Source organism: Macrococcus sp. PK, assembly GCF_022501545.1.
Lineage (GTDB): Bacteria > Bacillota > Bacilli > Staphylococcales > Staphylococcaceae > Macrococcoides > Macrococcoides epidermidis.
In genome coordinates, this window is record NZ_JAEPRF010000005.1 from 1 (window position 1) to 24,338 (window position 24,338).

Here is a 24,338-nt window from a genome sequence, read left to right on the forward strand (position 1 = left end):
TTTATTATTATGCCGGAATAGCTCAACTGGTAGAGCAACTGACTTGTAATCAGTAGGTTGAGGGTTCAAGTCCTTTTTCCGGCACCATCTTGGAGGGGTAGCGAAGTGGCTAAACGCGGCGGACTGTAAATCCGCTCCTTCGGGTTCGGCAGTTCGAATCTGCCCCCCTCCACCATTTTTTATTTGTTTATTTTTAGGGGCATAGTTCAACGGTAGAATAGAGGTCTCCAAAACCTTTGGTGTGGGTTCGATTCCTACTGCCCCTGCCATGGCGATTGTGGCGAAGTGGTTAACGCATCGGATTGTGGTTCCGACACTCGTGGGTTCGATTCCCATCAGTCGCCCTTAATTTTTTAATATTGGGCTATAGCCAAGCGGTAAGGCAACGGACTTTGACTCCGTCACTCGTTGGTTCGAATCCAGCTAGCCCAGCTTTAGGCGCCATAGCCAAGTGGTAAGGCAGAGGTCTGCAAAACCTTTATCACCGGTTCAAATCCGGTTGGCGCCTCCATTAATTTTATATATGCGGGAGTATTTCAACTCTTAGAATACGGACCTTCCTGGTTCGAGATGTAGGTGTAAGTCCTACCTTCCGCTCCATTTTTTGTTAAGCAGCATGAAGCATGCTTATTTTTTTCGTAAAATTTGTGTTATATTTAAAGATAAAAAAAGAACTACAGAAAGGATTCTGTAGTTAAAAGTAATTAAACGAAAATGAAATTTGGTGATAATAAAGTTGACGAGACTTTATTACACGTTCATTATAACAGGTCATTTGCTATTTGTGAACATAGATTGAAAATAGGATGAAATTCTTGACCATAATTTTTTTAAGTATTATACTTATTAAATAATAAATTTTACTAAGCCACCGTGGCGGAATTGGCAGACGCGCCGGACTCAAAATCCGGTTCCTCACGGAGTGTCGGTTCGACCCCGACCGGTGGTACTAATGTCCCTTTAACTTTTAGTTAGAGGGACTTTTTTTTTATTTTAGATACTTGAACAATTCCGGATACTTGGAGTATCCGGAATTGTTTAATATAATAGCAACAGACATACTTATGAAAGTAGGATAAATATGGGATATAACGAATACAATCAACCTGTTGGGGACATCATCGAAAATTACTCACCTGGAATACTTCCTAACATACAAACAATTGTAGGAAAGACTGTTACTATAGAAAAAATTAATATTAAACACTGTGATAATCTATATGAAATATATGGTGCATCATCAGAACCAGAAAATCTTACATATATGCCGATTCAAAGATTTGAGAGTAAATTAGAATTTAAAGATTATTTAATACAGTTAATAGCTTCTGTTGATCCTTACTATTTAACGATTATCGACAATCATACACAAAAAGCAGTAGGAACATTCTCTCTCATGCGTATAGACAATCTGAATAGGGTCATTGAAATGGGATGGATTGTTTATTCTCCATTATTAAAACGCAGCAGACAGGCAACAGTAGCGCAGTATTTAGTTATGAAGTATGTATTTGAAGAATTAAAGTATCGACGCTACGAATGGAAATGTGATAGCTTAAATGAGGCATCGAATAAATCAGCAACACGATTAGGCTTTACGTTTGAAGGCACATTTAGACAAGCAACTGTTTATAAAGGACGTAACCGTGATACAAATTGGTTTTCAATAATTGATAAAGAATGGCCAGCCAATAAATTGAGATTAGAGTCGTGGTTAGATGACAGTAACTTTGATAAAAATCAGAACCAATTGAGCGCATTAAGGGAAATGTAATATTTTAAATACATACTCTTATTCCTATTAATTCCAAATTTATTTTGTTATATTAATATTATACAAAATAAGGAGGCATTAGAATGGGATTATTTGATGAATTGATGGGCAACTCTAGTGAAAAAAATACAGAGGAAGTTCAAAATGAATTTCAAGATTATTTGCTTGAAGATGAAGTAGTTGAGGCGAGTTTTATTCTTATTCGTGATTTGTTTGTGTTCACGAATAAACGTATCTTAATCGTTGATAAACAAGGGTTCTCAGGTAAGAAGATTGAGTTTATTACAATTCCTTATAAGAATATTAGAGCATTCAGTGTAGAAAATGCAGGTCGATTTGATATTGATGCAGAATTAAAACTTTTTGTGGCAGGTATTCAAATGCCAATCGTTAAATTATTTAATAAGGACACTGATATTGTGAAGTTGCAAAAATTAATAGCACAAAGATTACTTAATTAATGAAAGCCCGCAGATTATGAAAGATAATCTGTGGGCTTGTTTTGGTTCATAATTCTTTTGTATGTGTCTTCTGTAATTTTTGTAAAATGGTTTGGAGGGATATTTTTAATGATATCCATTGCTTTCATGATATATTCTTTTGCATTATCATTTTCATTTTTACGTTCAGCATTAATAGCGAGATAAGTATATTTTTGAGCGTGTATACTTATATCAGCTGGAGCTAAATATGGTATGTCATTTGGATAGTCATTTAATTTTTTAATAGCATTATCAAAATCACCTAAATTATATAATGCAATTGCCTCATATAGTTGCCAGATATTATTAAAATTATCATCTACTTCAGTCTGATATTTATCATGTACTAATATTTGTTGCTGTACTTCTAATAGATTCTTTAATTCTTTATATTCCCTTCGATAGAAGTGATAGATTAAATCGGCTGTGTACATATCAAATTTTGTTTGGAAATCTTCAGGATTAAATTGTTTTAAGATATCAAACTTTTTATATGTAGATTGATATTTATCCATATCTTCATCCAGTAAATACTTAAAGCATTGTGATTTGTAAATTGGTGAAAGAAGTTTAAATGTCTTATTTTGTATAGATACTTCTTCAGCTAACTCTAAATATTTAATTAAATTACTCGTATCATATGAAGAATAGCCATAAGCTGCTATTGATAACAGTAATCTTGGAATTAAATTTGGATCAGTAATATCGTTATCTTCTTTATATTTTTCATATAATTCTACTCCTTTAGTAAAAGCACTATCGTATTTACCAAGTATAAAATATACAGAAATTAAATCATTTTCAACATCAAGGAGAGCATTTTTGTCATCATTTTTTATATATATTTCTTTAGCCATTGTTAGATAATGCATGGCTGTTTTATCATCTTTTTCTATTCCTTTAGTAAATGCATACCACTGAAATATAAAAGCTCCTTTTCTGTTTTGCTTAATTTGATCTATATAAGGAGAAACCGTTTGTTTTATTACTTCATTATGAAAAAGACTTGGTACATTAATAATTTCTTTAACCTTATTATAAATTTGATTTGTAATTTCCTCATCCCCATCTTCCAACAGGACACTTACTGTAGTGTCTAACTTTTTAGCGATGTATTCTAAACTTTCCATTGATGGATTGTTTTTATCATTTTCTATAAGACTGAGCATACCCTTTGTCATATAATCCCCAGCGAGATCTACGAGCGTCATTTTTTTACTTTTGCGAAGACTTCTAATTTTAGAACCTAATGTATTCATAATAACCTCCATTAACTAGTTTAATTATATTAAACTTTTATTTGCTTTTCAAATTTTTATTTTATATAATAAGTTTAATTAAATTAAACTTATGGAGGTAGATATTATGGATTTAGAAATGAAACAATCAAAACGTCAAATGTATCTATTAATATTAAGTACGATGATTTCGATGTTAGGTGTATCCATCTATAGTTTCGGTATCAGTTTTTATATCCTTTCTGCTACAGGTTCTGCCAAACTGTTTTCAATTAATTTAGCGATGAGTGTTCTGGGTAGAATTGTGGTAACACCGTTATCTGGATACTTAGCAGATAACTTTGATCGTAAAAAGGTTATATTCTGGAGTATATTTATAGAAGCTATTTTAGTATTTCTTTTATTGCTCTATATTCATTTTCTAGGTTTTAATATCATTGCCCTATACATCGTAACTTTTTTTGCTGCATTTATTTCAAGTGCGAGCAATCCAAGTTTTATGGCAGCAATTCCGCATATTGTTCATCGTGAACATTTACAAAAGACAATGGGATATAATTCCACAGCAAGTAGTTTGTCGATGCTTTTAGGTCCAGTGTTAGGTGGATTATTATATGGATTTGTGTCTAAAGAATTATTTTTATTCATTTTCGTTATTGCATATATTTGTGCAAGTTTGGTCATTCTTATGATTAATTTCAAATTATTTCAAAAGGATGATGCTGTTGATTCAAATGATGCAATAATTGAAGAAGAAGGTGTCTTTAAAAGTTTTAAGTATGGGTTACAATATATTTGGCATCATGAAATTTTAAGAACGCTCCTTATATTATTTATGTCGTTAAACTTCTTTGTATCTGGTATTAATATAGGCATGAGCAAAATCATCATCGGTCATTTTGAAGCAAGCTCAGAAATGATGGGGATATTAGAAGCATCTTTTAGTGTGGGTGTATTGATTGGTGGCATAATTATTGGCAATAAGAAAAAGTTTGATAATCCGTTTCCTATGCTTAAAAAGGGATTATTATTAGAGGGTGTATTTTTAATAGTGATAAGTTTGCCATTGCTGTTAATGAATAGCTTATGGCCGGTTTATATTACTTTCTTTATTTGTGGTCTACTATTAGGTGTTACAGCACAGTTTGTTAATACACCATTGTTTGTATTCTTTCAGGAGCATATCGAAGCACGTGTTCAGGGAAGGGTATTCTCTGTAATCAATTTAACAGCACAGTTACTGATGCCAATTTCTTATATTATATTTGGAATCATATTTGATCAAGGATACTATGGTATAACGTTTCTAATTTGTGGCGTGAGTTGCATTGTACTTGTATTAAGTGTTATGAATCAGAAGTTTTCAATACGATCTAATAAATTTTTAAACCAAACATCTCATTAACAAGATGCTTGGTTTTTTTCTTTTGTATTTAATATAGATATGAATAGCACGACACCGAGTATAATCATCATTCCAGCACATTGGATGATATCAAAAGGCTGTTTCAACCAGACAATACTGAGAATAACTGCTGTTAATGGTTCAATACATCCGAGTAGCGCAGTAAGTTGTGGGTCGATATATTTTACGCTGAGTAGATATAGGAAGAAAGCTAGCGCGGTTCCAACGATGATAACGAATATGAGATAAATGTTAAACATTGCACCGTATGACAGTGGATTGATCTGCCAGTGTCTATTGAATAGACTGATAAACAATCCAGCTATAAGCATCGCCCATCCAATAATAACGAGTGGGGTATTACGGACAAAGAGTCTTCCGGCGTACATTGTATAGAACGCTGCTGCGATTGCTGATAATAATCCCCAGATAATTGCTGCTGGCGGTACGACAACATTGTTAATATTACCGCTCGTGAGCAATAGAAATGTTCCGAATGATGAGACGAGTATAATGATCAGATCTATCGCTCTAAACTCTGTCTTACGTGTAATAAGCAGGAAAGTCAGAATGACAATCGGCGCTAAATATTGTAAGAGCGTCGCTACTGCTGCATTACCCGCTTCTATTGATGCTAGAAATGTATATTGTACCGCAAGCATTCCAAATATTGAATAAATCACAAGCTGGAAAAATGTATGCTTATCGCTAAATACATTCAGTATATTTTGCTTCCTTATCATGGCCAGGCAAAGCAAAAAGATACCGCTTAAGATTAATCTAATGGTTATAAACCAATCGAGTGGTACGCTATAGCCTTGAAAGATTTGCTGGGATACGGTGCCTCCGACACCCCAGAATATTGATCCTAATGTGACAAACATAATCCCTTTTAATTTATTATTCATCACGTCACTCCTTTCAAGCAATATATAGATTATAAAGATGTCAATATCATAATGTCAATATCATATGTACATTGTTTGCTTAGAAAAGACAAAATTATATTTTCAAGATGGATGAAAGTTAGAAAACTACTAATCAGTATGGTAAAATGGCGTAATATTGGTTTGTGAATTAAGAGTGAAACAAATCAAATTTATTGGTTAAATAATGAATGGAATAATTGAAAGAGTGCATAGAAAGTAAATAGCCATATGAGTAGAATTGGCAATGCAAAATACCAGCGTTTTAAATCTTTACGCGTCAAACTTTGAGCTTCATGCTGGCATTGAGTAAAGATGTCATCAGGAATCAGTTTAATGGTTAAACTAATGAATAATGGTAACAAGATAATGTCATCTAAAAATCCTAGTACTGGAATAAAATCAGGTATTAGGTCTATAGGTGACAGTGCATAAATGATGGTGATAAGCGCCAATACTTTAGCAAGTATTGGTGTTTCTTTTTTATGTAAAGCGATAAATATAGCTGGAACATCTATTTTTAATTGTTTAGCGCGTTGCTTTAAGTTCATCTTTTAACCTCGATAGTTTTTAGTCATAATATCGAATATAATAAAAAGATGCAAATATAGATAGGACGTGATAGCTTGGCTTCAGTAAGAGGGGTGTTATTTGCATTACAGGATATGCATTATGTCAGTGGACGATGTGTGCTAACTGAAATTACAACGGGAACAACGAGCAAAGTATTCTTTATCGATGATTTTGATAAGAAATATATTCTTAAACTCAATCCACCATTATCAATTCAGTCTGAAAGTCAGTTTCTGAAAAGATATCAGCAAATAGAGGTTTTTCCTGAGTGTATTACGACAGATGATACAACATATATATTAATGGAACATATGAAAGGTTCGATGCTGAATGGGCATTACAGTAAATTAAAGATACTAGATAAGATAAATTTTATGAATCAATATGAATATTGTGATAGCAGAGTCGGTTATATCAATGATTTAAAACATGATTTTAAAATATTCTTAAAAGATGAACTGGCATTAGAACGACTGGTCATCGATGATTATTATGATAGTGAAGCATTGTTTGATGCCTTGGACACTGTAGCATTACCAGAAGAAGCACCGAAATATGTTCATGGCGATTTCGGTTATCATAATTTTATTATGCAAAAAGAAGTGCTATCTGTAATCGATCCAACTCCGATGCAGAATTTGATATTATATGAACTATTGTTTTTATATTGTTCAAGTCCTTATGACATCAATGAAGAAACACTGCGTGCATATTATGACTATTATTTAAAGTTTAGCTGGATTGAGTATAAAGAATTTTTAATATATGCAAGAATTATTATGGCTTTACGGCTTTCAACGAGTACTAGACATCATCCGGAAGATACAGCACAGTATGTGGCGTTGCTAAATGAATTATTTTAGATAATGAAGATTTTGGGGGTTACCTATGAAAAAGATAATAGTAATCGGTTGTCCTGGAAGCGGAAAAAGTACGTTTTCTCGTATTCTCAGTAAATGTTTAGATATACCAGTTATTCATCTTGATCTTTTGAACTGGAATTCAGATCGAACTGTAGTAGAAAGAGAAGTATTTTTGAATCGACAAAGGGAAGCGTTAAAAGGTGAGACGTGGATTATTGACGGGAATTATGGATCAACAATTGAGATGCGCATCGCTGCATGTGACACGATTTATTTCTTAGACTTACCGGTTGAAGTTTGTCTGGAGAGTATCGAGCAAAGAAAAGGAAAAGAGAGGCCAGATATGCCTTGGATAGAGACTAGTGAAACGGATTCAGAATTTATTGCGTTCATTAAACAATATAATATTGTGAGCAGACCAAAAGTAATTGAGCTATTAGAGAAATATCCCGATAAAAAGCAGGTAATTTTCCAGTCACGTGAAGCAGTGAATGGTTATATTAATGATTATTTGAAGCAATAGCGGAATCGAGTGATAAAGAGAGAAGATACCGCTAAAACTGGAGCGCAATAGCGGAATCGAGTGGTAAAGAGAGAAGATACCGCTAAAACTGCCGAAAAAAATCCCAATGCATCAAAATGCGCATTGGGATTTATGATCTAGATTTCTTTTTGGTTTTCGATAATTTTATTGACGATACCGTACTCTAAAGCTTCTTGTGTGCTTAACCAGTAATCACGACCTGTATGTTGTTCAACTTCTTCTACAGATTTGCCAGTTTCACGTGCGATTAATTCGTTTAATTTTTGACGTGTACGGATAATTTCTTTTGCAGTAATTTCCATGTTGGACGCTTGTCCTTGTGTACCACCACTTGGTTGGTGAATCATGAAGCGTGTATTAGGTAATGCGTAGCGATTTTCTTTCTTACCTGATAAGTAAATTAATACGCCTGCACTAACTACCCATCCTGCACCAATAATTTTAACTTCTGATTCGATGAAATTAATCATATCATGTATTAAATAACCTGAATCTACATGTCCACCTGGAGAAGAGATGATTAATTTAATCGGCTCATGATTGATTGAATCTAATAATAATAATTGATTAACAACTTCTTTCGCTGATTTATCATCAATACCACCTGAGATTAAGATTGTACGTGATTCTATCATTTTTTCTAACATAAGATCTTTATTTTCGTTTGTCATAATGTGCCTCCTATAAGCTTATTAATTATATTTTATTTGTTTGGTCAATTTAAGTCAAAGAATATGGATTATTAGAACTCAACAAAAAAATAACTTGTATATGCAAAATAATTATTTTTATTAAGAGATAATCTGCTATGATGTATAAAAACAATCGAGGTAATAATATGAATAATTCATTTGAAGCAATTATTGAACAATCAATCAAGATTAGAAAACAGTATCATGCATTAGAAGTATCACACCATCAATCTGAATGGTCTTTAGAAGAAGATGCTTTAGCATTTTTAACAGATGCAGCACTTGTCGGTCGGTTAGTAATGGATAAAGAAAAACGTTGGCCAAAACCTAATAGTGAAGGAGAGCTTGGTTATAAAATTGCAGAATCAATTTGGTGGTTAATTAATATTGCAGAACGTAGTGATATTGATATCGCAAAAGTATTACCGGAAGTGTTAAATAAGCTGGAACAAAATACAAAGTAGTAGGAAATTTTAAAAATTTTATTAATTCATTGCTTTTAAGCGCTAAAGTATGATAGAAATAATACTATATAATTTTTTAGGGTAGGTGTTTAAATGAATATTAACGGTAAACAGTTTTTCTCAAATATATTAAATGGAATGGCAGCTGGTATTGTCGTTGCTTTAGTGCCGAATGCAATGCTTGGGGAGCTTTTTAAATATTTAGCAGGATATCATCCTGTGTTTACAAGTCTTGGACAATTATTGGTCATCTTTCAGTTTTGTTTAAGTGCGTTAGCTGGTATTACGATCAGTCAGCAATTTAAATTTAACGGTTTACAGACAGCGATACTTTCTGGTGCTTCTGTACTTGGTTCAGGTGCCGTTCAATTTAATGGTAAAGGTTTTATGTTTGCAGGAATCGGTGACATTATAAACATGATGTTAACCGTCGCGCTTAGTGCTTTTGTTTTAATTTTACTAGGAAATAAGATGGGCAGTTTGAATATCGTCTTTTTACCTTTGTTTGCAGGAATTTTACCTGGATTTATCGGTTCTCTTACACTACCATACGTAAAACAATTTACGGGTGCGATTGGTCAGGTCATTCAGCATTTTACGACTTTAAACCCACTCTTAATGTGTATTTTGATTGCGATTAGTTATAGTCTTTTGATGGCAACACCAATTTCTCTTGTTGCAATTGCAACTGTTATTAGTTTATCGGGGCTAGGGAGCGGCGCAGCAAACCTAGGTATCGTTGCATGTTGTTACACATTCTTATTCGGAGCACTGCGTGTGAATGATAAAGGCACAATCATCACATTAATTATTGGTGCAGCGAAAATGATGATGCCGGTATATTTCAAACATCCTATTATTATGGTGCCGCTACTTATCAATGGTATCATTGGTGGATTGTGTGCTTACTTCTTTAACGTTCAAGGTACGCCGATGTCGGCTGGATTTGGATACACAGGACTAGTCGGTCCGATCAATGCCTTTAAATTTATGGACGGCACTGTAATGCAGAATGTAATGAGTTTATTGCTAGCTTATGTCATCATTCCGTTACCGATTGCATTTATGTCTCATCAATTACTGAAAAAAGTATTACCGCGTTATAATGATGAAATATATCTTTATAAAGCTGAACATTAATATAAAGTAAAATGGCCCGGTTCCTTAAGAGAATCGGGCCATATCACCTTATTTGGCCCGATTTCAGAGCAGAACCGTGCCACATCACCATGTTTGGCCCGATTCCAGAGCAGAACCGTGCCATATCACCATRTTTGGCYCGATTCCAGAGCAGAACCGTGCCATATCACCATGTTTGGCCCGATTCCATAAAAGAATCGGGCCACTTTTTAACGCTATTTATTATAATTTTTTAAAAATCGTTCTAATCTTACCATAGCCTCTTTAATTTCTTCCATACTTGATGCAAATGATAATCTGATATGTCCTTCACCGTATTCTGAGAATGCACTTCCTGGTACAACTGCCAATCTTTCTTGATCCAATAGGTCTAAAGCAAATTGATACGAATCGCTATTGTAAGCTGATATATCCGGGAAGATATAAAAGGCACCTTGTGGTTTTTCAACTGGTAATCCTAATCCGGTTAATTTTTCATATAAAAAATCTCTGCGTTCGATGTATGCTTTATTCATAATTTTTACTGTTTCTGTATCTTTGAATGCTTCTATCGCACCATATTGACTCGGTGTTGCTACACAGATTGAATTATATAGATGTACTGATGTGACGTGAGTAATAAGTTCTGCATTAGACACAACGTAACCAATACGGGCACCTGTCACTGCGTGAGATTTAGATAGACCATTGATAACAAATAATTTATCTCTCAGTTCAGGAAACTCTAAAAATGAATGATGTGGTGCGTCATATACATTTTCACTGTATATTTCATCTGTTACGATAAAGATATCTTCGTCTTTTAACATATTTGCTAATCCTTGAATTTGTTCGTACGTTAATGTCTTACCTGTTGGATTCGTCGGATAGTTGAATAGTACTGCTTTTGTTTTAGGTGTTATTGCTGCTTTAATCGCTTCTGGTGTAGGTACGAGGTGTGTCTTAGAAGTATCAACGAGTACGACTTTAGCACCGAGCAGCTTTATGATAGGTTCATATCCTAAATAACATGGTGATGGTAAGATAACTTCATCTCCAGGATTGATGGTTGTTCTAAATACATCATCAATCGCTTCTGATCCTCCGTTTGTAACTACAATCTCTGTTTCAGGATCATAATTGACATTAAATTTTTTCTGAATTGACTTTGCAATCTCATTTCTCAGCTCTATTAAACCTCTATTATGTGTATAGCGTAGTTTATCATTTTCAATCGCCTCAATCATCGCATGTTTGACTGATGCAGGAGGAGCGAAATCTGACTGTCCTAACGTTAAATCGATACAATCTTCTAGACCTGCTGCTTTATTTGCAAACTCTCGCGTTCTAGGTATTGTTACTTCATTGATGAATTCATTTAATTGCGGCATTTTATACACTTCTCTTTCAACTATTTTTGTTAATGATTATACGCTAACTCCCTTTAATAAGCAAAAGGATAAGCGAAATAAACAGAAAAAATAAAAATTCAGACTTGTATACTTATACATATAAGTGTATAATAAATCTTATCCAAAGGAGGGGAAGTCATTGTCTTTTAAAAAGTTATTAAGTTATCTTATATTGATTGTTATGATTGCAACGATTACACCATTTACGGCTCATGCAAAAACCGATCAATACGATACGATTAAGAAAAACGGTGTGCTGCGTGTCGGATTATCTGCCGATTATGCACCATATGAATTTGAGAAAACGGTTAACGGAAAGCGAGAATATGCAGGTATTGATATCGAACTTTCAAAAAAATTAGCGAAAGATCTTGGTGTTGAATTAAAGATAGTAAATATGCAGTTCGATAGTTTACTTGGTGCTCTAAAGACTGGGAAGATTGACGTAATTATTTCCGGTATGTCACCAACACCTGAACGTAAAAAAGAAGTGGACTTCTCTGACTATTATATGCATGTTCAGCAGCGTATGATTATACAGAAGAAAGATGCAAAAAAGTTAAAATCAATTGAAGATTTCAAAGGAAAAAACATTGGCGTTCAAAAACAAACAACACAAGAAGAGCTTGCCAAGACTGAAATTCCTGATGCGAACGTCACGTCACTGACACGTGTGCCTGAAATTATTATGTCTTTAAATACAGGTAAGATTGATGGCGTTGTATTAGAAGGTCCCGTTGGTGAAGCATATTTATCACAAAATACAAACTTAGCTTTCTCTGATATGCAGTTTGCTGATGAGAATAAAGGAACGGCAATTGCTCTGCCGAAAGATTCTCCGAAGTTACTTGATGCACTTAATAAAACGATTAAAGAAGTAGAAGATAAAGGATTAATGAAAGGTTATAAAGATAAAGCGAATGAAGCGATGTTTGATGAAGGGTCATTTTTCAGTAAATATGGTTCATTCTTTATTCAGGGTATTGGTGCTACAATCTTAATTTCATTAATCGGTGTAGTTTTAGGCTCAATCTTCGGTGGTATTCTCGCCTTTATGAAATTAAGCAAGAATATAATTTTAAAAACTTTATCATGGATTTACATTGAGTTTATTCGTGGTACACCATTACTTGTTCAAGTATTTTTAGTTTATTTTGGAACAACAGCAGTACTAGGTATCGACTTATCAGCATTTATTTGTGGTGCAATTGCGCTTGTCATTAACTGCGCTGCATATATTGCTGAAATTATTCGTGCCGGTATTAATGCGGTAGATAAAGGTCAAACTGAAGCAGCACGTTCTTTAGGTTTAAGCCATGCACAGACGATGAATAAAGTTGTGATGCCTCAAGCAATTAAAAATATCTTACCTGCTTTAGGTAATGAATTCGTCACTGTAATTAAAGAATCATCAATTGTTTCTGTTATCGGTGTTTCTGAATTGATGTTTAATGCACAAGTTGTTCAAGGTGCATCATTCGATCCATTTACACCATTATTGATTGCCGCAGTTGTATACTTCATCCTTACATTCGCACTAAGTCGAGTGATGAATGTATTTGAAAGGAGAATGAGGGTTAGTGATTAAAGTAAATAATTTGCATAAATATTTTGGTAAGGTTGAAGTGTTAAAAGGCATTGATCTTGAAATTTCAGAAGGAGAGGTTGTTGCAATTATCGGTCCATCTGGTAGTGGTAAATCAACGTTGTTACGTTGTTTAAATCTGCTAGAAACACCGACGAGCGGTGAAATTATATTTGAGGGTAACGCTCTCACTGCTAAAGGAACTGATATAAATAAACTCCGTCAGAAGATGGGGATGGTATTCCAAAGTTTTAATCTCTTTCCGCATAAGACAGCTAAAGAGAACTTAATGCTTGCGCCATCATTACTAGGTAAGGGTAAGAAAAGTGAGTTGGAAACAAAAGCATTAGATTTATTAGAAAAAGTCGGATTATCTGATAGAGCAGATAATTATCCTTCGCAATTATCTGGTGGTCAAAAACAGCGTGTAGCGATTGCCAGAGCGCTTGCTATGGATCCGGATGTTATCTTATTCGACGAGCCAACTTCAGCGCTTGATCCTGAAGTAGTAGGCGATGTATTAGCGGTTATGAAGAAGCTGGCTGAAGAAGGAATGACGATGGTCGTCGTAACCCATGAGATGGGTTTTGCCAGAGAAGTTGCTGACAGAGTTGTATTTATGGATAATGGCGTCGTTCAGGAAGATGCACCACCAGAACAATTATTTAATAACCCTCAAAATGAACGTGCGAAAGCATTTTTATCGAAAGTTTTATAATGCTTCGTAAATATTGTTAAGCAAAGTGAGAAAACTGCTACAATCAAATTTGATTGTAGCTTCTTTGTTTTGGATGATGTAATTATTATCTCTTAAAAGAATCGATTTTATGGTAAAATAATAGTCTTATAAAGTGAAAAGGGGGAGAGATGGGTGTATCAAAAGTTAAAGCAGGAAATTATTGAATATAGTAAGACGATTGGCATAGATGCCATCGGTTTCACTACAGCAGAACCTTTTGAGTCACTGCGTCCAAAACTGGAAGCATATTATGCAAATAACTATGATTCTGGTTTTGAGAAAGGCACGATTGAAGAACGTATCAACCCTAAGCTTTCTCTCCCTGAAGCGCAGTCTATTATTGCGATTGCCGTCGGTTATCCGAATAAGCTACCTAATGCACCGAAGAGTATTCGTGGCGCAAGACGAGGTATTTTCGCACGTGCATCATGGGGAATTGATTATCACACGCTATTAAATAAACGACTCGAACTGCTTGTCGCATTTATTAAAGAGAGAGTCCCTGAAGCACAAACGATGAATATGGTAGATACAGGTGTGCTCAGTGACAGGGCAGTTGCTGAACGTGCGGGTCTCGGCTATGCAGCTAAAAATGGTTTTATCTTAAATAAAGATTTAGGCACATGGACTTATCTTGGCGAAATACTTGTATCGATTCCATTTGAACCCGATCACCCAGTAATAGAATCATGTTTAGATTGTACAATTTGCATTGATCGTTGTCCGACAGGTGCTCTCCTAGGTAATGGGCAGCTTGATTCGAATAAATGCATCAGTTTCCTCACACAGACAAAAGGATTTATGCCGGACGAATATCGCAGTAAGATTGGTAATCGTCTATATGGGTGCGACACGTGTCAGCAAGTGTGTCCGAAGAATCGAGGTATCAATACAACCCATGAGGATATTGAACTGGAACCTGAAAAGTTAAAGCCCCTCCTCGTTCCTCTACTCAAGATGACGAATAAAACTTTCAAAGCAGAATTTGGTCATCTAGCTGGTGCCTGGCGCGGCAAGAAACCGATTCAACGTAATGCTATTTTAGCACTTGCTCATTTCAAAGAAATCGATGCAGTACCAGATTTAAAGGAAGTCGCAGAAAGTGATCCTCGACCAGAAATTAAGGGAACAGCTTATTGGGCTATTGGTCAAATGAGTCATGATGAAATTGATTATTTAAAGGCAAGATATGAAAAAGAAACAGATAATGATGTTAAACTAGAAATATTAAAAAGTATAGAAAGTGTGGAAAAATAAATGTCATCAATTAACGTAGTATTATATCAACCGGAAATACCTGCTAACACAGGAAATATCGCTAGAAGTTGTGCAGCAACAGATACGCATCTTCATTTAATTCGTCCGCTAGGATTCTCTACTGACGATAAAATGTTACGTCGTGCGGGCTTGGATTACTGGAAATTTGTAAATATCACTTATTACGATAGTATCGAAGAATTCTTTGAAAAGAATGAAGGTCACTATTATTTACTGACGAAGTTTGGTACGAAACCTCATACGACATTCGATTATAGTAACCCTGACGAGAAACATTTCTTTATCTTTGGTCGTGAAACAACTGGTTTACCGGACTGGGTTAAAGAAAAATATATGGACACAGCACTGCGCATTCCAATGAACGACAATGTTCGTTCGCTTAATTTATCAAATACAGCAGCAATATTAATTTATGAAGCTTTACGTCAACAAAACTATCCAGGCTTAAATTAAGGAGGTCAGGTGATGAACGATATAATCCAGTTATTACAGAACCATCGCTCAATTCGTAAATTTAAAGATGAAGCGCTCAATCAGGAGACGATTAAGACTTTAGTGCGTGCAGCACAAAGTGCATCGACATCAAGTTATGTCCAGGCATATTCAATTATCGGTATTACTGACCAGCAAATTAAGCATCAACTTAGAGCAATCAGTGGTCAATCTTACGTGGAACATAATGGTCATCTCTTTGTATTTGTAGTTGATTATCATCGTCATCATGGATTAGGTAACCACTTAAAATCAAATGTAGATGATTATTTCGGGACGACAGAATCGCTATTAGTCGGTACGGTAGACGCTGCTTTAGCTAGTCAGAATATGGCAGTCGCAGCTGAAAGTATGGGACTTGGTATTTGTTATATCGGATCACTACGCAATAATATGCAGCGTGTGATAGATTTGCTTAATTTACCGGCATACACATATCCATTGTTTGGTATGGTTGTCGGTGTACCAGATGACGTGGGAAGTCAGAAAGAAAGATTACCACTGGACGTTGTTTATCATGAGAATACATATCAGCCTTTTAGCTATGATGATTATAAAGATTATGATGTGCGCACGAGTGCCTATTATAAAGCGCGTACAGCAGGTAAACGTGATGATAAATGGAGTGAACAGGTAATACAGATGCTTGGTGGTAAAGCACGTCTTGATGTAGATGGTGTCGTAAAGCAACAAGGATTTCTGAAACAATAAAAATAAGCCGAAGACAATTTGTCTTCGGCTTATTTTGTGATTATTTGTTTAAATCTTCTTCCTTAACACCGTAGCTAGATTCACGACCAGCAGTTAAGATAGCTGTTAGGAAAGCGATACATACCATACCGATTAATAATGTATTCATTGGTAATCCCCCTAGATTTCATTAATAAAACTATTATAACCTATTCAATACACTTTTAAAACCACAAATAGATGTTTGCCTTAATAATTCATAATATTCATATTTATAGTGTTATGGGCTGTCAAAATAGGGTATAGCATATATAATAAAGAATGAGTAAAGATACGAGGAGGAATGAACATGGCAATGAATTTTAAAATTTTTGAAGATAAATTAACAGTATCGAACTACGTTGCTGATTTATTTAGAAAGCAGATGAGTAACAATCCGACATCAATTATCGCGACTGCGTTAGGTGATGAAGCTGGTCACGTCATTGCAGAATTAAAGGCTGATACGGCACGTAATCCTGTTGAGACGAGTCAAATTCATATCTTTGATTATGATAAAATACGTGGCGACTATGGTACTGTTGGTATCGTTGATAAACAATACCATGAAGCAACAGGTAAAGATATTATGGAATTGATTAAAGACGAAGCGAAGACTAAAGAGAACAAAGGGAAGTTGACAACGTTATTTGCTACGATTACACAAGATGGCTCTGTCGGTTATAAAGAGATTAATCAGGATAACGATAAAGGATTACGTTCAGCACGTGAAATTATTATCGTATTAACAGGCGCAGACAAAGCTTCAATCGTTGAAAAGCTATACAATGCTGAAGCGGGCGGCAACTTTGAAGCAGCGAATTTAAAAACACACCGTATGGTCAATGTAATCTTAGATGATGCTGCAGCAGCTGGATTGCCTCAAGATATACGTGAATACTACTTCCAAAAATTTGCGTAAAGGAATGATTTATATGTCAACATCACATGATAATAAAAATGAAATGGTTACTGATTTCGACGACGTTGTAGAGTTAGGTAAAGAGATGGAACAAATTTCTGAACAAAACGCTGAAGCACGAGAAGAAGGTCAGGAACAAGAGGATGATCCTCAATAACTATTGAACAGTACATAATGATTTATGTACTGTATTTTTATGATTAATTAATGAATGTAAGCGTTATTTAATGTAAAATATAAGTATCAATAGATAAGGGGAGATAGTTAATGTCATTTAGAATTGAACATGATACATTTGGAGAAATCGAAGTACCATCAGATAAATATTGGGGTGCACAAACAGAACGTAGTAAACAAAACTTTCCAGTAGGAAAAGAAAAGATGCCAATCGAAGTTGTTTACGGATTTGCTCATCTTAAAAAAGCGGCAGCAATTGTCAACAAAGATTTAGGTAAATTATCAGCTGAGAAGTCAGAAGCCATCGTAAAAGCATGTGATGATGTATTATCTGGCCAATTAGATGAACATTTTCCGTTAGTTGTATGGCAAACTGGTTCAGGTACGCAAAGTAACATGAACGTGAATGAAGTGGTAGCATATGTTGCAAATATGTACTTGAAAGAATCAGGTAGCACAGAATCAGTTCATCCAAATGATGATGTGAATAAATCTCAATCATCGAACGATACTTATCCAACAGCAATGCACGTGGCACTTTTCCATGAAATCGAAGCGAAATTAATGCCGGCATTAAATACACTTCGCAATACGTTAAAAGAAAAAGAAGAAAAGTTTGCTGATATCATTAAGATTGGTCGTACACATTTACAGGATGCAACGCCATTAACTTTAGGACAAGAGATTTCTGGCTGGCGTTATATGCTTGATAAATGTGAAGCATTATTAAACCTATCTAAAAAAGAATTATTGAATTTAGCAATCGGGGGTACTGCAGTTGGTACTGGCATTAACGCACATCCTGAGTTTGGTGATCGCGTTGCTAAACAGATTGGCGTTCAAACAGGTTATGATTTCGTATCATCGCCAAATAAATTCCATGCGTTAACTGCACATGATGAAGTAACCTTTGTTCATGGTGCATTAAAAGCACTTGCAGCAGATTTAATGAAGATTGCTAACGATGTACGCTGGTTATCATCTGGTCCACGTGCAGGTCTTGCAGAATTATCAATTCCTGAAAATGAACCGGGTTCTTCAATCATGCCAGGAAAAGTAAACCCTACACAATCTGAAATGCTGACGATGGTCGCTGTTCAGGTAATGGGGAATGACGCTGCGGTTGGTATTGCAGCAAGTCAAGGGAACTTTGAACTGAATGTATTTAAACCGGTTATTATGTATAACACATTACAATCAATCTATCTTTTAGCAGACGGTATGAATTCATTTAATGATAACTGTGCGGTTGGTATCGAGCCGATTGAAGAAAATATTCACAACTATTTAAATCAATCATTAATGTTAGTAACAGCTTTAAACCCTCATATCGGTTATGAAAAAGCAGCGCATATCGCAAAAACTGCACATAAAGAAGGTTTAACTTTAAAAGCATCAGCAATAAATTCAGGATTCTTAACAGAAGAGCAATTTGATGAATGGATTAAACCTGAAGAAATGATCCATCCAAAATAAAATGTTTTAATCTGAAAGGGCAGGTCAGTTATGAAAAGATTAGGTTTAGTAGATATCGGATCAAATACAATCCGTTTAGTTATTTTTGAATACTCAAAAGAAACAGGATTACAGGAATTACAAAATATAAAAACACCTGCACGATTATATCAGTTTTTAAACAACGAAAAAGTTATGTCAGAACGTGGTATCGAAGTATTATGTGACACGTTAAATAGTTTTCAGAAAGTTGCACAAAAGTTTGATGTTCATGCGTTATATCCAGTAGCAACTGCTGCCGTACGACAAGCAACAAACATCGAAGAAGTCATCGATAAAGTAAAAGAAAACACAGGCATAGAGATGCGAATTATTTCTGAAAAAGAAGAAGCATTCTTTGGATTCTATGCGGTCATCAATACATTAGATTACTCAGATGGTGTTACAGTAGATATCGGTGGAGGAAGTACAGAAGTTACTTTCTTTGAGGACAAAGAATTAAAATTTTCACATAGTTTTCCTTTCGGTGTCGTAACGCTTCAAAATATGTTTTTTGAAGGTAAGGCACATAACGATAAAGATGCGATAGAAGCGGCGGCAAAGTATATTCAGGAACAGCTGAGAAGTCTGCGCTGGCTTGAGAAACGTCGTGTTCCAATAATAGCGATTGGGGGATCAGCACGTAATATTGCGAGAATCCATCAATCATTAACAGAATATCCGATTGCAGGGGTACATGGCTATGCGATGAAAGAATCGGATCTTGATTTGGTATTTGCTAACCTTACTGCAGCATCTGAAGATGAATTAGAAGATCTGGATGGATTAAGCAGAGACCGACAGGATATTATTATTCCTTCCTGTGTATTATTTAATACATTATTTGATGAAGTAGAAGCCACTAAATTTATCTTCTCACGTAAAGGATTACGTGAAGGTGTTATTATGAGCATTCTTGAAGAGGAATATGTATTACCGTTCGATAAAGACAATGTCTTTAAAGACTCGTTAAAGAACTTAGCAACGGACTATAACATTAACCAGGAAGAAGCGAACCAACGTGTAATGATTGCCGAGACGCTCTATTATGAATTAGATAAGTTTGAACTGATTAAAGGTAATAAGCGTGACAAAGCATTCTTAAGAAATGCAGCTTATCTGTATTATTTAGGAAGTTACATCGATTCAGACGCCTCAAGTCAACATACGTACTATATTCTTTCTAACTCTAGCTTAAATGGTATTAGTCATAAAAATAGGGTGAAGCTTGCCTTGCTTGCCAGCTTTAAAAATAAATCGTTACTAAAGTTTTATGAAGATGAAACGAAATGGTTTAATAGCGAAGAGCGAGAAACAATTCAAATGCTTGGCAGTATACTGAAATTCGCTTACGCATTAAATATTAGTAATACAAATATCGTTAAAGCTTTGTATTTTGAGAAAAAAGAAGAACACTTTGATTTAGTGATTGAGTACTCTGGCGATGCTATCGCTGAAGAATATCAAGCAGAAAGACAGAAGAAACATATCGAGAAAATAATAAAGTCAAAACTTAATCTCATTTTTACAGAATCTTTACAATAGTTAGGTATAACTAATATAGACTGTAAATTAATATACAATAAAAGTGGATGTGACGATAATGGAAAAATTAGATTTAAACAACAAGGCATTTTATAACAACAGAGAAGTAAGTTGGGTAGGTTTTAACCGTCGTGTAATTGAGGAAGCTTTTGATAAGAAAAATCCATTACTAGAACGTCTTAAATTTTTAGCAATTGCAAGTTCAAATGCTGATGAATTTTTTATGGTGCGTGTAGGTGGACTTAAAGATCAAGTCGCAATGAACTTTAATGAACCCGAAAATAAAACACAGTTAACACCAACGGAACAATTAATAGCAATTGATGCAGCAAATCGTGAAAACGTTAAATTACAATATGAACAATACAAAGCTTTGATTCAGGAGTTAGAAGGATATCAGGTTTTCTTTAAAGCAATTGATGAATTGTCTCCTGAGAACTATCAAATCATTGAACAAAAGTTTAACTTTGAAATTTTACCGACGTTGACTCCACTTGGTATCGACGCTTACAGACCTTTTCCTAAATTATCAAACAAGTCATTAAATATATTCGTAGATGTAGAAACTGATGCTGGTGAAAAGAAATCTGCGATTGTTCAGATTCCAGCGTTATTAAACCGTATTATTCAGCTTAAAAATGGTGAACGTACAATCTTCGTATTATTAGAAGATGTGATTAATCATTTCATCGATAAGTTATTCTTTGGTTATAAAGTCGTGCGTACGTTTACCTTCAGAATTACAAGAAACGCAGATTTAACGATTCATGAAGATGGTGCGGAAGATTTATTAATTGAAATTGAAAAATTCTTAAAGAAACGTAAGAGTGGTGCTGCTGTTCGTTTAGAAATCGATACACGTCATGACACGTCAATTAACGGTTCTTTCTTAATGAATGAATTAGAGATTGAAGCACGTGATATCTATAAGTTAGATGGACCACTTGATTTAACGATGTTATTCCAGTTAGCAGGGATGATAGAGAAGCAATATCCACAGCTTGCGTTTAAACCATTTGAAGCGGCACCACCGAAATATTTAAATGGTGGTAACGTTTATGAAGAAGCGCAGAAACATGATATTTTCTTCCACCATCCATATGAGTCATTCCAACCGATTGTAGATTTTATTAAACAGGCTTCTGAAGATCCTAATACATTAGCGATTAAACAGACGTTATATCGTGTATCAAGTGACTCACCTATTATTGATGCATTGAAGAATGCAGCTGAAGCTGGTAAACAAGTAACAGTACTTGTAGAGTTGAAAGCGCGATTCGATGAAGAGAATAATGTGCACTGGGCGCGTATGCTTGAAGAAGCGGGATGTCATGTAATTTATGGTATGACACACTTAAAAACGCACTCTAAAATTACTTTAGTCGTGAAAAAAGAAGGTGACGAAGTAGTACCTTATGTCCATTTAGGTACAGGTAACTACAACGATAAGACTGCTAAAATCTACACTGATATGGGTATTATCACAACGAATAAAGAAATTGGTCAGGACGCGATGAATTTCTTTAACTATTTAAGTGGTTATTCAGAAAAACCAACATATAAGAAATTACATGTGGCACCATTTGAAATTCGCGATGAATTTGTTGAACATATCAATCAGGAAATTGATTGTCATAAAGAATTTGGTAATGGCTTAATTATCGCTAAGATGAATTCATTAACTGATAAGACGGTTATTAAGAAATTATATGAGGCAAGTCAGGCTGGCGTGAAAGTTAAGTTAATCATTCGTGGAATTTGTTGTTTACGTCCTGGTATCCCAGGCATTAGTGAAAACATTCGTGTAATCAGTATTGTTGGTAGATTCCTTGAGCATTCTAGAATTTATTACTTCTATCATAACGGTGAAGAAAAGATGTATCTATCTTCTGCAGATATGATGACACGTAACATGATTAAACGTGTAGAGATTTTATTCCCAATCTTAGATCCAAAGATTGTGAACGAACTAAAAGAAATTTTAGAGCTTCAGCTTAATGATAACCAAAAAGCACGTGAGCAGGATGCAAGCGGTGTATACCATTATGTACGTAATGATCAGAATGCTGTAAATTCACAGGAAGAACTTGTGAATCAGGCAGAAAATTATAAACGTACATTGATGAAGCCTAAAGTTACTGAGCCTCAACCAGTAATGAGTAAACGTGCCAAATTATTAGGATTTGTCAGAGATCGTCTGAAGAAATAAGAAGTAAAAAAGCGAGCCATTTCGTATATTGCATACGAAATGGCTCGCTTTTTATTTTTGATTTGAAATTAATTGTTTTATACAAATGTAGTAACCGTTTTAATATCACGACGCTCACTTGTTCTAGGTTCTTTCAACGTTTTACCGATCGTAATGATCAGTGCAGGTACATATCTTTCATCGATATTAAAGGCTTCTTGTATACCGGTACGATTAAATCCGCCAATTGCACATGTACCTAAATCGTTAAGTGTAGCAAAATTCATCACTTGCATTGCCGGAAATGCAGAGTTCATAATTGCCGCTTCATATGCATATGCTTCATTTTGATAGACACCGTTTACTTGACCGGCAATCATATCTTTAATATCCTGAGTCATCGTACCTGCTTCGATGGCAGGGTCGAATACTGTATCGATATTTTTATTCGCTTCTTTATCACCTAATATTATAATCGTTGCACTTGAATCTTTCACTTGTGCCTGATTGTATGCTAGTGGTAATAACTTTGCTTTTGCTTCATCGCTATGAACAACAAGAAATTCCCAGTGTTGCAGATTCCATGCTGAAGGGGCCTGATTAGCAGCTTCTAATATTTCAAGCAATGCTGCTTCTGACATTTTATATTCAGGGTCATAAACTTTGACCGCTTTACGTGTTAATAACTTATGCTGTATTGCATTTTCCATGATGCGCCTCCTAAAAATTAATAAAGATTTATACGATTATTATCATATAAATCTTTAAAATATTATGCAATTGAACTGCTTAATCAAGTATTGCAGTAATCTTTTTCTGAGTAAGTGGATGGATAAATTCCAGCTTGTAACTTTCAAGCGCAAGCTGTCGTAAGTTAGAATCACTGTACAGCGGATCGCCAAGAACAGGATAACCGATTGCTGCAAGATGCACACGGATTTGATGTGTACGTCCAGTTTCTAATGTCAATTCAACTTCTGCGATACCATCGCCTAAAGCTTTTGAATCAACAATATGCGTTACTGCGCGATCACCTGTTTGTGAAACACGACGTTTATTGGGATGAAACTTATCTTTACCGATTGGTAGATCGATTGTTTGTTTCTTAAGTGGAAGATGACTTTTAACTTTGGCACGATATGTGCGTGTGATTTCTCGTTCTTCAAGCATACGGTCGAGTATCTTTTTGATGAAAGGATTTTTTGCGACAAGTAGCAATCCTACTGTTTCCTGATCAAGACGGTGTACCGGTTCTACATATGCTGAGTCTAACGTGTAGATGGCATGGTTGAGTAGTGTATTAGATTCAGCCATATCATTAGGATGTGTTTTCACACCTTTAGGTTTTACCAGGATTGCTAAATGTTCATCTTCATATTTTACTTCACAAAGACGGTAACTTGATTTGTATGCACTTTTTTCTTCTGTAATCGGTAAGTATAACTGATCACCTTCAGAAAGTTTGTTTCTTAATGTAGCAGTCTCACCATTGATCATGATATCCTTTGACATTCTGAATTCATGCATCGGCTTTTTAGGAATGTGTAAAGCTTTTAACATTTCTTCAATCGTTAAAGCATCCCATTCTTTTGTAATATTTATAATCATAATTTTTCTCCTAAATCGTATTTAAGTCGTATAATAATAGGGTAATATTTAATATCATATTAAAATTTATATAAATCATCATTCGCTTA

General features: G+C 34.9%; 24 protein-coding genes and 7 tRNA genes. 24 read left to right on the forward strand and 7 right to left on the reverse strand.

Annotation, left to right across the window (positions count from 1 at the left end):
- Nucleotides 1-11: 11 nt before the first annotated feature.
- The 9 genes from JJJ02_RS04360 to JJJ02_RS04400 all read left to right on the forward strand — a co-directional run bounded on the left by JJJ02_RS04360 (nucleotide 12) and on the right by JJJ02_RS04400 (nucleotide 2,235).
- Nucleotides 12-87, forward strand: a tRNA-Thr gene (locus tag JJJ02_RS04360).
- Nucleotides 88-91: 4 nt separating this feature from the next.
- A tRNA-Tyr gene (locus tag JJJ02_RS04365) sits at nucleotides 92-175 on the forward strand.
- Between the two features lie 20 nt (nucleotides 176-195).
- Nucleotides 196-269, forward strand: a tRNA-Trp gene (locus tag JJJ02_RS04370).
- Nucleotides 270-271: 2 nt separating this feature from the next.
- A tRNA-His gene (locus tag JJJ02_RS04375) sits at nucleotides 272-344 on the forward strand.
- Nucleotides 345-360: 16 nt separating this feature from the next.
- Nucleotides 361-432, forward strand: a tRNA-Gln gene (locus JJJ02_RS04380).
- Between the two features lie 5 nt (nucleotides 433-437).
- Nucleotides 438-511, forward strand: a tRNA-Cys gene (locus JJJ02_RS04385).
- Nucleotides 512-867: 356 nt separating this feature from the next.
- A tRNA-Leu gene (locus JJJ02_RS04390) sits at nucleotides 868-949 on the forward strand.
- A 132-nt stretch (nucleotides 950-1,081) separates the two neighbouring features.
- Nucleotides 1,082-1,774 carry a GNAT family N-acetyltransferase gene (locus JJJ02_RS04395; RefSeq protein WP_240837624.1) on the forward strand — a complete coding sequence of 231 codons (693 nt, stop codon included), beginning with the start codon at nucleotides 1,082-1,084 and terminating at the stop codon, nucleotides 1,772-1,774.
- An 83-nt stretch (nucleotides 1,775-1,857) separates the two neighbouring features.
- A complete protein-coding gene (locus JJJ02_RS04400; protein ID WP_111716250.1) occupies nucleotides 1,858-2,235 on the forward strand; it encodes a PH domain-containing protein in 378 nt (125 codons plus the stop codon).
- Between the two features lie 14 nt (nucleotides 2,236-2,249).
- Here JJJ02_RS04400 and JJJ02_RS04405 read toward each other — a convergent pair whose 3' ends face one another.
- The gene (locus JJJ02_RS04405) at nucleotides 2,250-3,515 is read right to left on the reverse strand and encodes a helix-turn-helix domain-containing protein (RefSeq protein WP_170122517.1); all 1,266 of its coding nucleotides are present in this window, start codon (nucleotides 3,513-3,515) and stop codon (nucleotides 2,250-2,252) included.
- 106 nt (nucleotides 3,516-3,621) lie between these two features.
- Here JJJ02_RS04405 and JJJ02_RS04410 point away from each other — a divergent pair, with 106 nt between their 5' ends.
- Entirely contained in the window at nucleotides 3,622-4,899 is a 1,278-nt protein-coding gene (locus tag JJJ02_RS04410; protein WP_239243188.1) for an MFS transporter, read from the forward strand.
- Here the strand turns inward: JJJ02_RS04410 and JJJ02_RS04415 are convergent.
- The gene (locus tag JJJ02_RS04415) at nucleotides 4,896-5,807 is read right to left on the reverse strand and encodes a DMT family transporter (RefSeq protein ID WP_239243189.1); all 912 of its coding nucleotides are present in this window, start codon (nucleotides 5,805-5,807) and stop codon (nucleotides 4,896-4,898) included. The two genes, JJJ02_RS04410 and JJJ02_RS04415, sit on opposite strands and share 4 nt — an antisense overlap.
- 191 nt (nucleotides 5,808-5,998) lie before the next feature.
- Entirely contained in the window at nucleotides 5,999-6,376 is a 378-nt protein-coding gene (locus tag JJJ02_RS04420) for a YkvA family protein (RefSeq protein WP_239243190.1), read from the reverse strand.
- Between the two features lie 75 nt (nucleotides 6,377-6,451).
- Here JJJ02_RS04420 and JJJ02_RS04425 point away from each other — a divergent pair, with 75 nt between their 5' ends.
- Nucleotides 6,452-7,261 (forward strand): aminoglycoside phosphotransferase family protein, encoded by an 810-nt coding sequence (locus JJJ02_RS04425; protein WP_240837626.1) that lies wholly within the window; start codon nucleotides 6,452-6,454, stop codon nucleotides 7,259-7,261.
- A 25-nt stretch (nucleotides 7,262-7,286) separates the two neighbouring features.
- Nucleotides 7,287-7,784 carry a P-loop NTPase family protein gene (locus JJJ02_RS04430; protein WP_240837628.1) on the forward strand — a complete coding sequence of 166 codons (498 nt, stop codon included), beginning with the start codon at nucleotides 7,287-7,289 and terminating at the stop codon, nucleotides 7,782-7,784.
- Nucleotides 7,785-7,921: 137 nt separating this feature from the next.
- On the opposite strand, the gene JJJ02_RS04435 is transcribed toward JJJ02_RS04430, so the two are convergent.
- Nucleotides 7,922-8,476 carry an ATP-dependent Clp protease proteolytic subunit gene (locus JJJ02_RS04435; protein WP_096075971.1) on the reverse strand — a complete coding sequence of 185 codons (555 nt, stop codon included), beginning with the start codon at nucleotides 8,474-8,476 and terminating at the stop codon, nucleotides 7,922-7,924.
- Between the two features lie 167 nt (nucleotides 8,477-8,643).
- Here JJJ02_RS04435 and JJJ02_RS04440 point away from each other — a divergent pair, with 167 nt between their 5' ends.
- Both JJJ02_RS04440 and JJJ02_RS04445 read left to right on the forward strand, forming a co-directional pair.
- Nucleotides 8,644-8,961 carry a nucleoside triphosphate pyrophosphohydrolase family protein gene (locus JJJ02_RS04440; RefSeq protein ID WP_111716568.1) on the forward strand — a complete coding sequence of 106 codons (318 nt, stop codon included), beginning with the start codon at nucleotides 8,644-8,646 and terminating at the stop codon, nucleotides 8,959-8,961.
- Between the two features lie 93 nt (nucleotides 8,962-9,054).
- Nucleotides 9,055-10,101: a PTS sugar transporter subunit IIC gene (locus tag JJJ02_RS04445; protein ID WP_111716262.1), complete on the forward strand. Its 1,047-nt coding sequence runs from the start codon at nucleotides 9,055-9,057 to the stop codon at nucleotides 10,099-10,101.
- A 215-nt stretch (nucleotides 10,102-10,316) separates the two neighbouring features.
- Here the strand turns inward: JJJ02_RS04445 and JJJ02_RS04450 are convergent, their stop codons facing one another.
- Complete coding sequence (locus JJJ02_RS04450) at nucleotides 10,317-11,471, reverse strand: aminotransferase class I/II-fold pyridoxal phosphate-dependent enzyme (RefSeq protein ID WP_239243193.1); 1,155 nt, start codon at nucleotides 11,469-11,471, stop codon at nucleotides 10,317-10,319.
- A gap of 202 nt (nucleotides 11,472-11,673) precedes the next feature.
- Between JJJ02_RS04450 and JJJ02_RS04455 the strand changes: the two genes are divergently transcribed.
- The 10 genes from JJJ02_RS04455 to JJJ02_RS04500 all read left to right on the forward strand — a co-directional run bounded on the left by JJJ02_RS04455 (nucleotide 11,674) and on the right by JJJ02_RS04500 (nucleotide 22,662).
- Complete coding sequence (locus JJJ02_RS04455) at nucleotides 11,674-13,080, forward strand: ABC transporter substrate-binding protein/permease (protein WP_111716570.1); 1,407 nt, start codon at nucleotides 11,674-11,676, stop codon at nucleotides 13,078-13,080.
- A complete protein-coding gene (locus tag JJJ02_RS04460; RefSeq protein WP_111716265.1) occupies nucleotides 13,073-13,795 on the forward strand; it encodes an amino acid ABC transporter ATP-binding protein in 723 nt (240 codons plus the stop codon). The genes JJJ02_RS04455 and JJJ02_RS04460 overlap by 8 nt, the downstream gene beginning before the upstream one ends.
- 153 nt (nucleotides 13,796-13,948) lie before the next feature.
- Nucleotides 13,949-15,073: a tRNA epoxyqueuosine(34) reductase QueG gene (gene queG, locus JJJ02_RS04465; RefSeq protein WP_239243194.1), complete on the forward strand. Its 1,125-nt coding sequence runs from the start codon at nucleotides 13,949-13,951 to the stop codon at nucleotides 15,071-15,073.
- Nucleotides 15,074-15,547, forward strand: coding sequence for a tRNA (uridine(34)/cytosine(34)/5-carboxymethylaminomethyluridine(34)-2'-O)-methyltransferase TrmL (trmL, locus tag JJJ02_RS04470; RefSeq protein ID WP_096075976.1), 474 nt, complete (start codon nucleotides 15,074-15,076; stop codon nucleotides 15,545-15,547). It begins immediately after the preceding gene.
- Nucleotides 15,548-15,559: 12 nt separating this feature from the next.
- Nucleotides 15,560-16,297, forward strand: a complete 738-nt coding sequence (gene nfsA / locus JJJ02_RS04475; protein ID WP_111716268.1) for an oxygen-insensitive NADPH nitroreductase — start codon at nucleotides 15,560-15,562, stop codon at nucleotides 16,295-16,297.
- Between the two features lie 328 nt (nucleotides 16,298-16,625).
- Nucleotides 16,626-17,237: a glucosamine-6-phosphate isomerase gene (locus tag JJJ02_RS04480; RefSeq protein ID WP_240837630.1), complete on the forward strand. Its 612-nt coding sequence runs from the start codon at nucleotides 16,626-16,628 to the stop codon at nucleotides 17,235-17,237.
- Nucleotides 17,238-17,250: 13 nt separating this feature from the next.
- Entirely contained in the window at nucleotides 17,251-17,394 is a 144-nt protein-coding gene (locus JJJ02_RS04485) for an SAS053 family DNA gyrase inhibitor (protein WP_165958672.1), read from the forward strand.
- A gap of 110 nt (nucleotides 17,395-17,504) precedes the next feature.
- Nucleotides 17,505-18,890, forward strand: coding sequence for a class II fumarate hydratase (gene fumC, locus JJJ02_RS04490; RefSeq protein ID WP_111716271.1), 1,386 nt, complete (start codon nucleotides 17,505-17,507; stop codon nucleotides 18,888-18,890).
- Nucleotides 18,891-18,920: 30 nt separating this feature from the next.
- Entirely contained in the window at nucleotides 18,921-20,453 is a 1,533-nt protein-coding gene (gene ppx / locus JJJ02_RS04495; protein ID WP_240837632.1) for an exopolyphosphatase, read from the forward strand.
- Nucleotides 20,454-20,511: 58 nt separating this feature from the next.
- Nucleotides 20,512-22,662 carry an RNA degradosome polyphosphate kinase gene (locus JJJ02_RS04500; protein WP_111716274.1) on the forward strand — a complete coding sequence of 717 codons (2,151 nt, stop codon included), beginning with the start codon at nucleotides 20,512-20,514 and terminating at the stop codon, nucleotides 22,660-22,662.
- A 77-nt stretch (nucleotides 22,663-22,739) separates the two neighbouring features.
- On the opposite strand, the gene JJJ02_RS04505 is transcribed toward JJJ02_RS04500, so the two are convergent.
- Complete coding sequence (locus JJJ02_RS04505) at nucleotides 22,740-23,351, reverse strand: nitroreductase family protein (protein WP_239243197.1); 612 nt, start codon at nucleotides 23,349-23,351, stop codon at nucleotides 22,740-22,742.
- Nucleotides 23,352-23,430: 79 nt separating this feature from the next.
- On the reverse strand, nucleotides 23,431-24,249 hold the full coding sequence (locus JJJ02_RS04510) for an RluA family pseudouridine synthase (protein WP_239243198.1): 819 nt from the start codon (nucleotides 24,247-24,249) through the stop codon (nucleotides 23,431-23,433).
- Nucleotides 24,250-24,338: the final 89 nt, after the last annotated feature.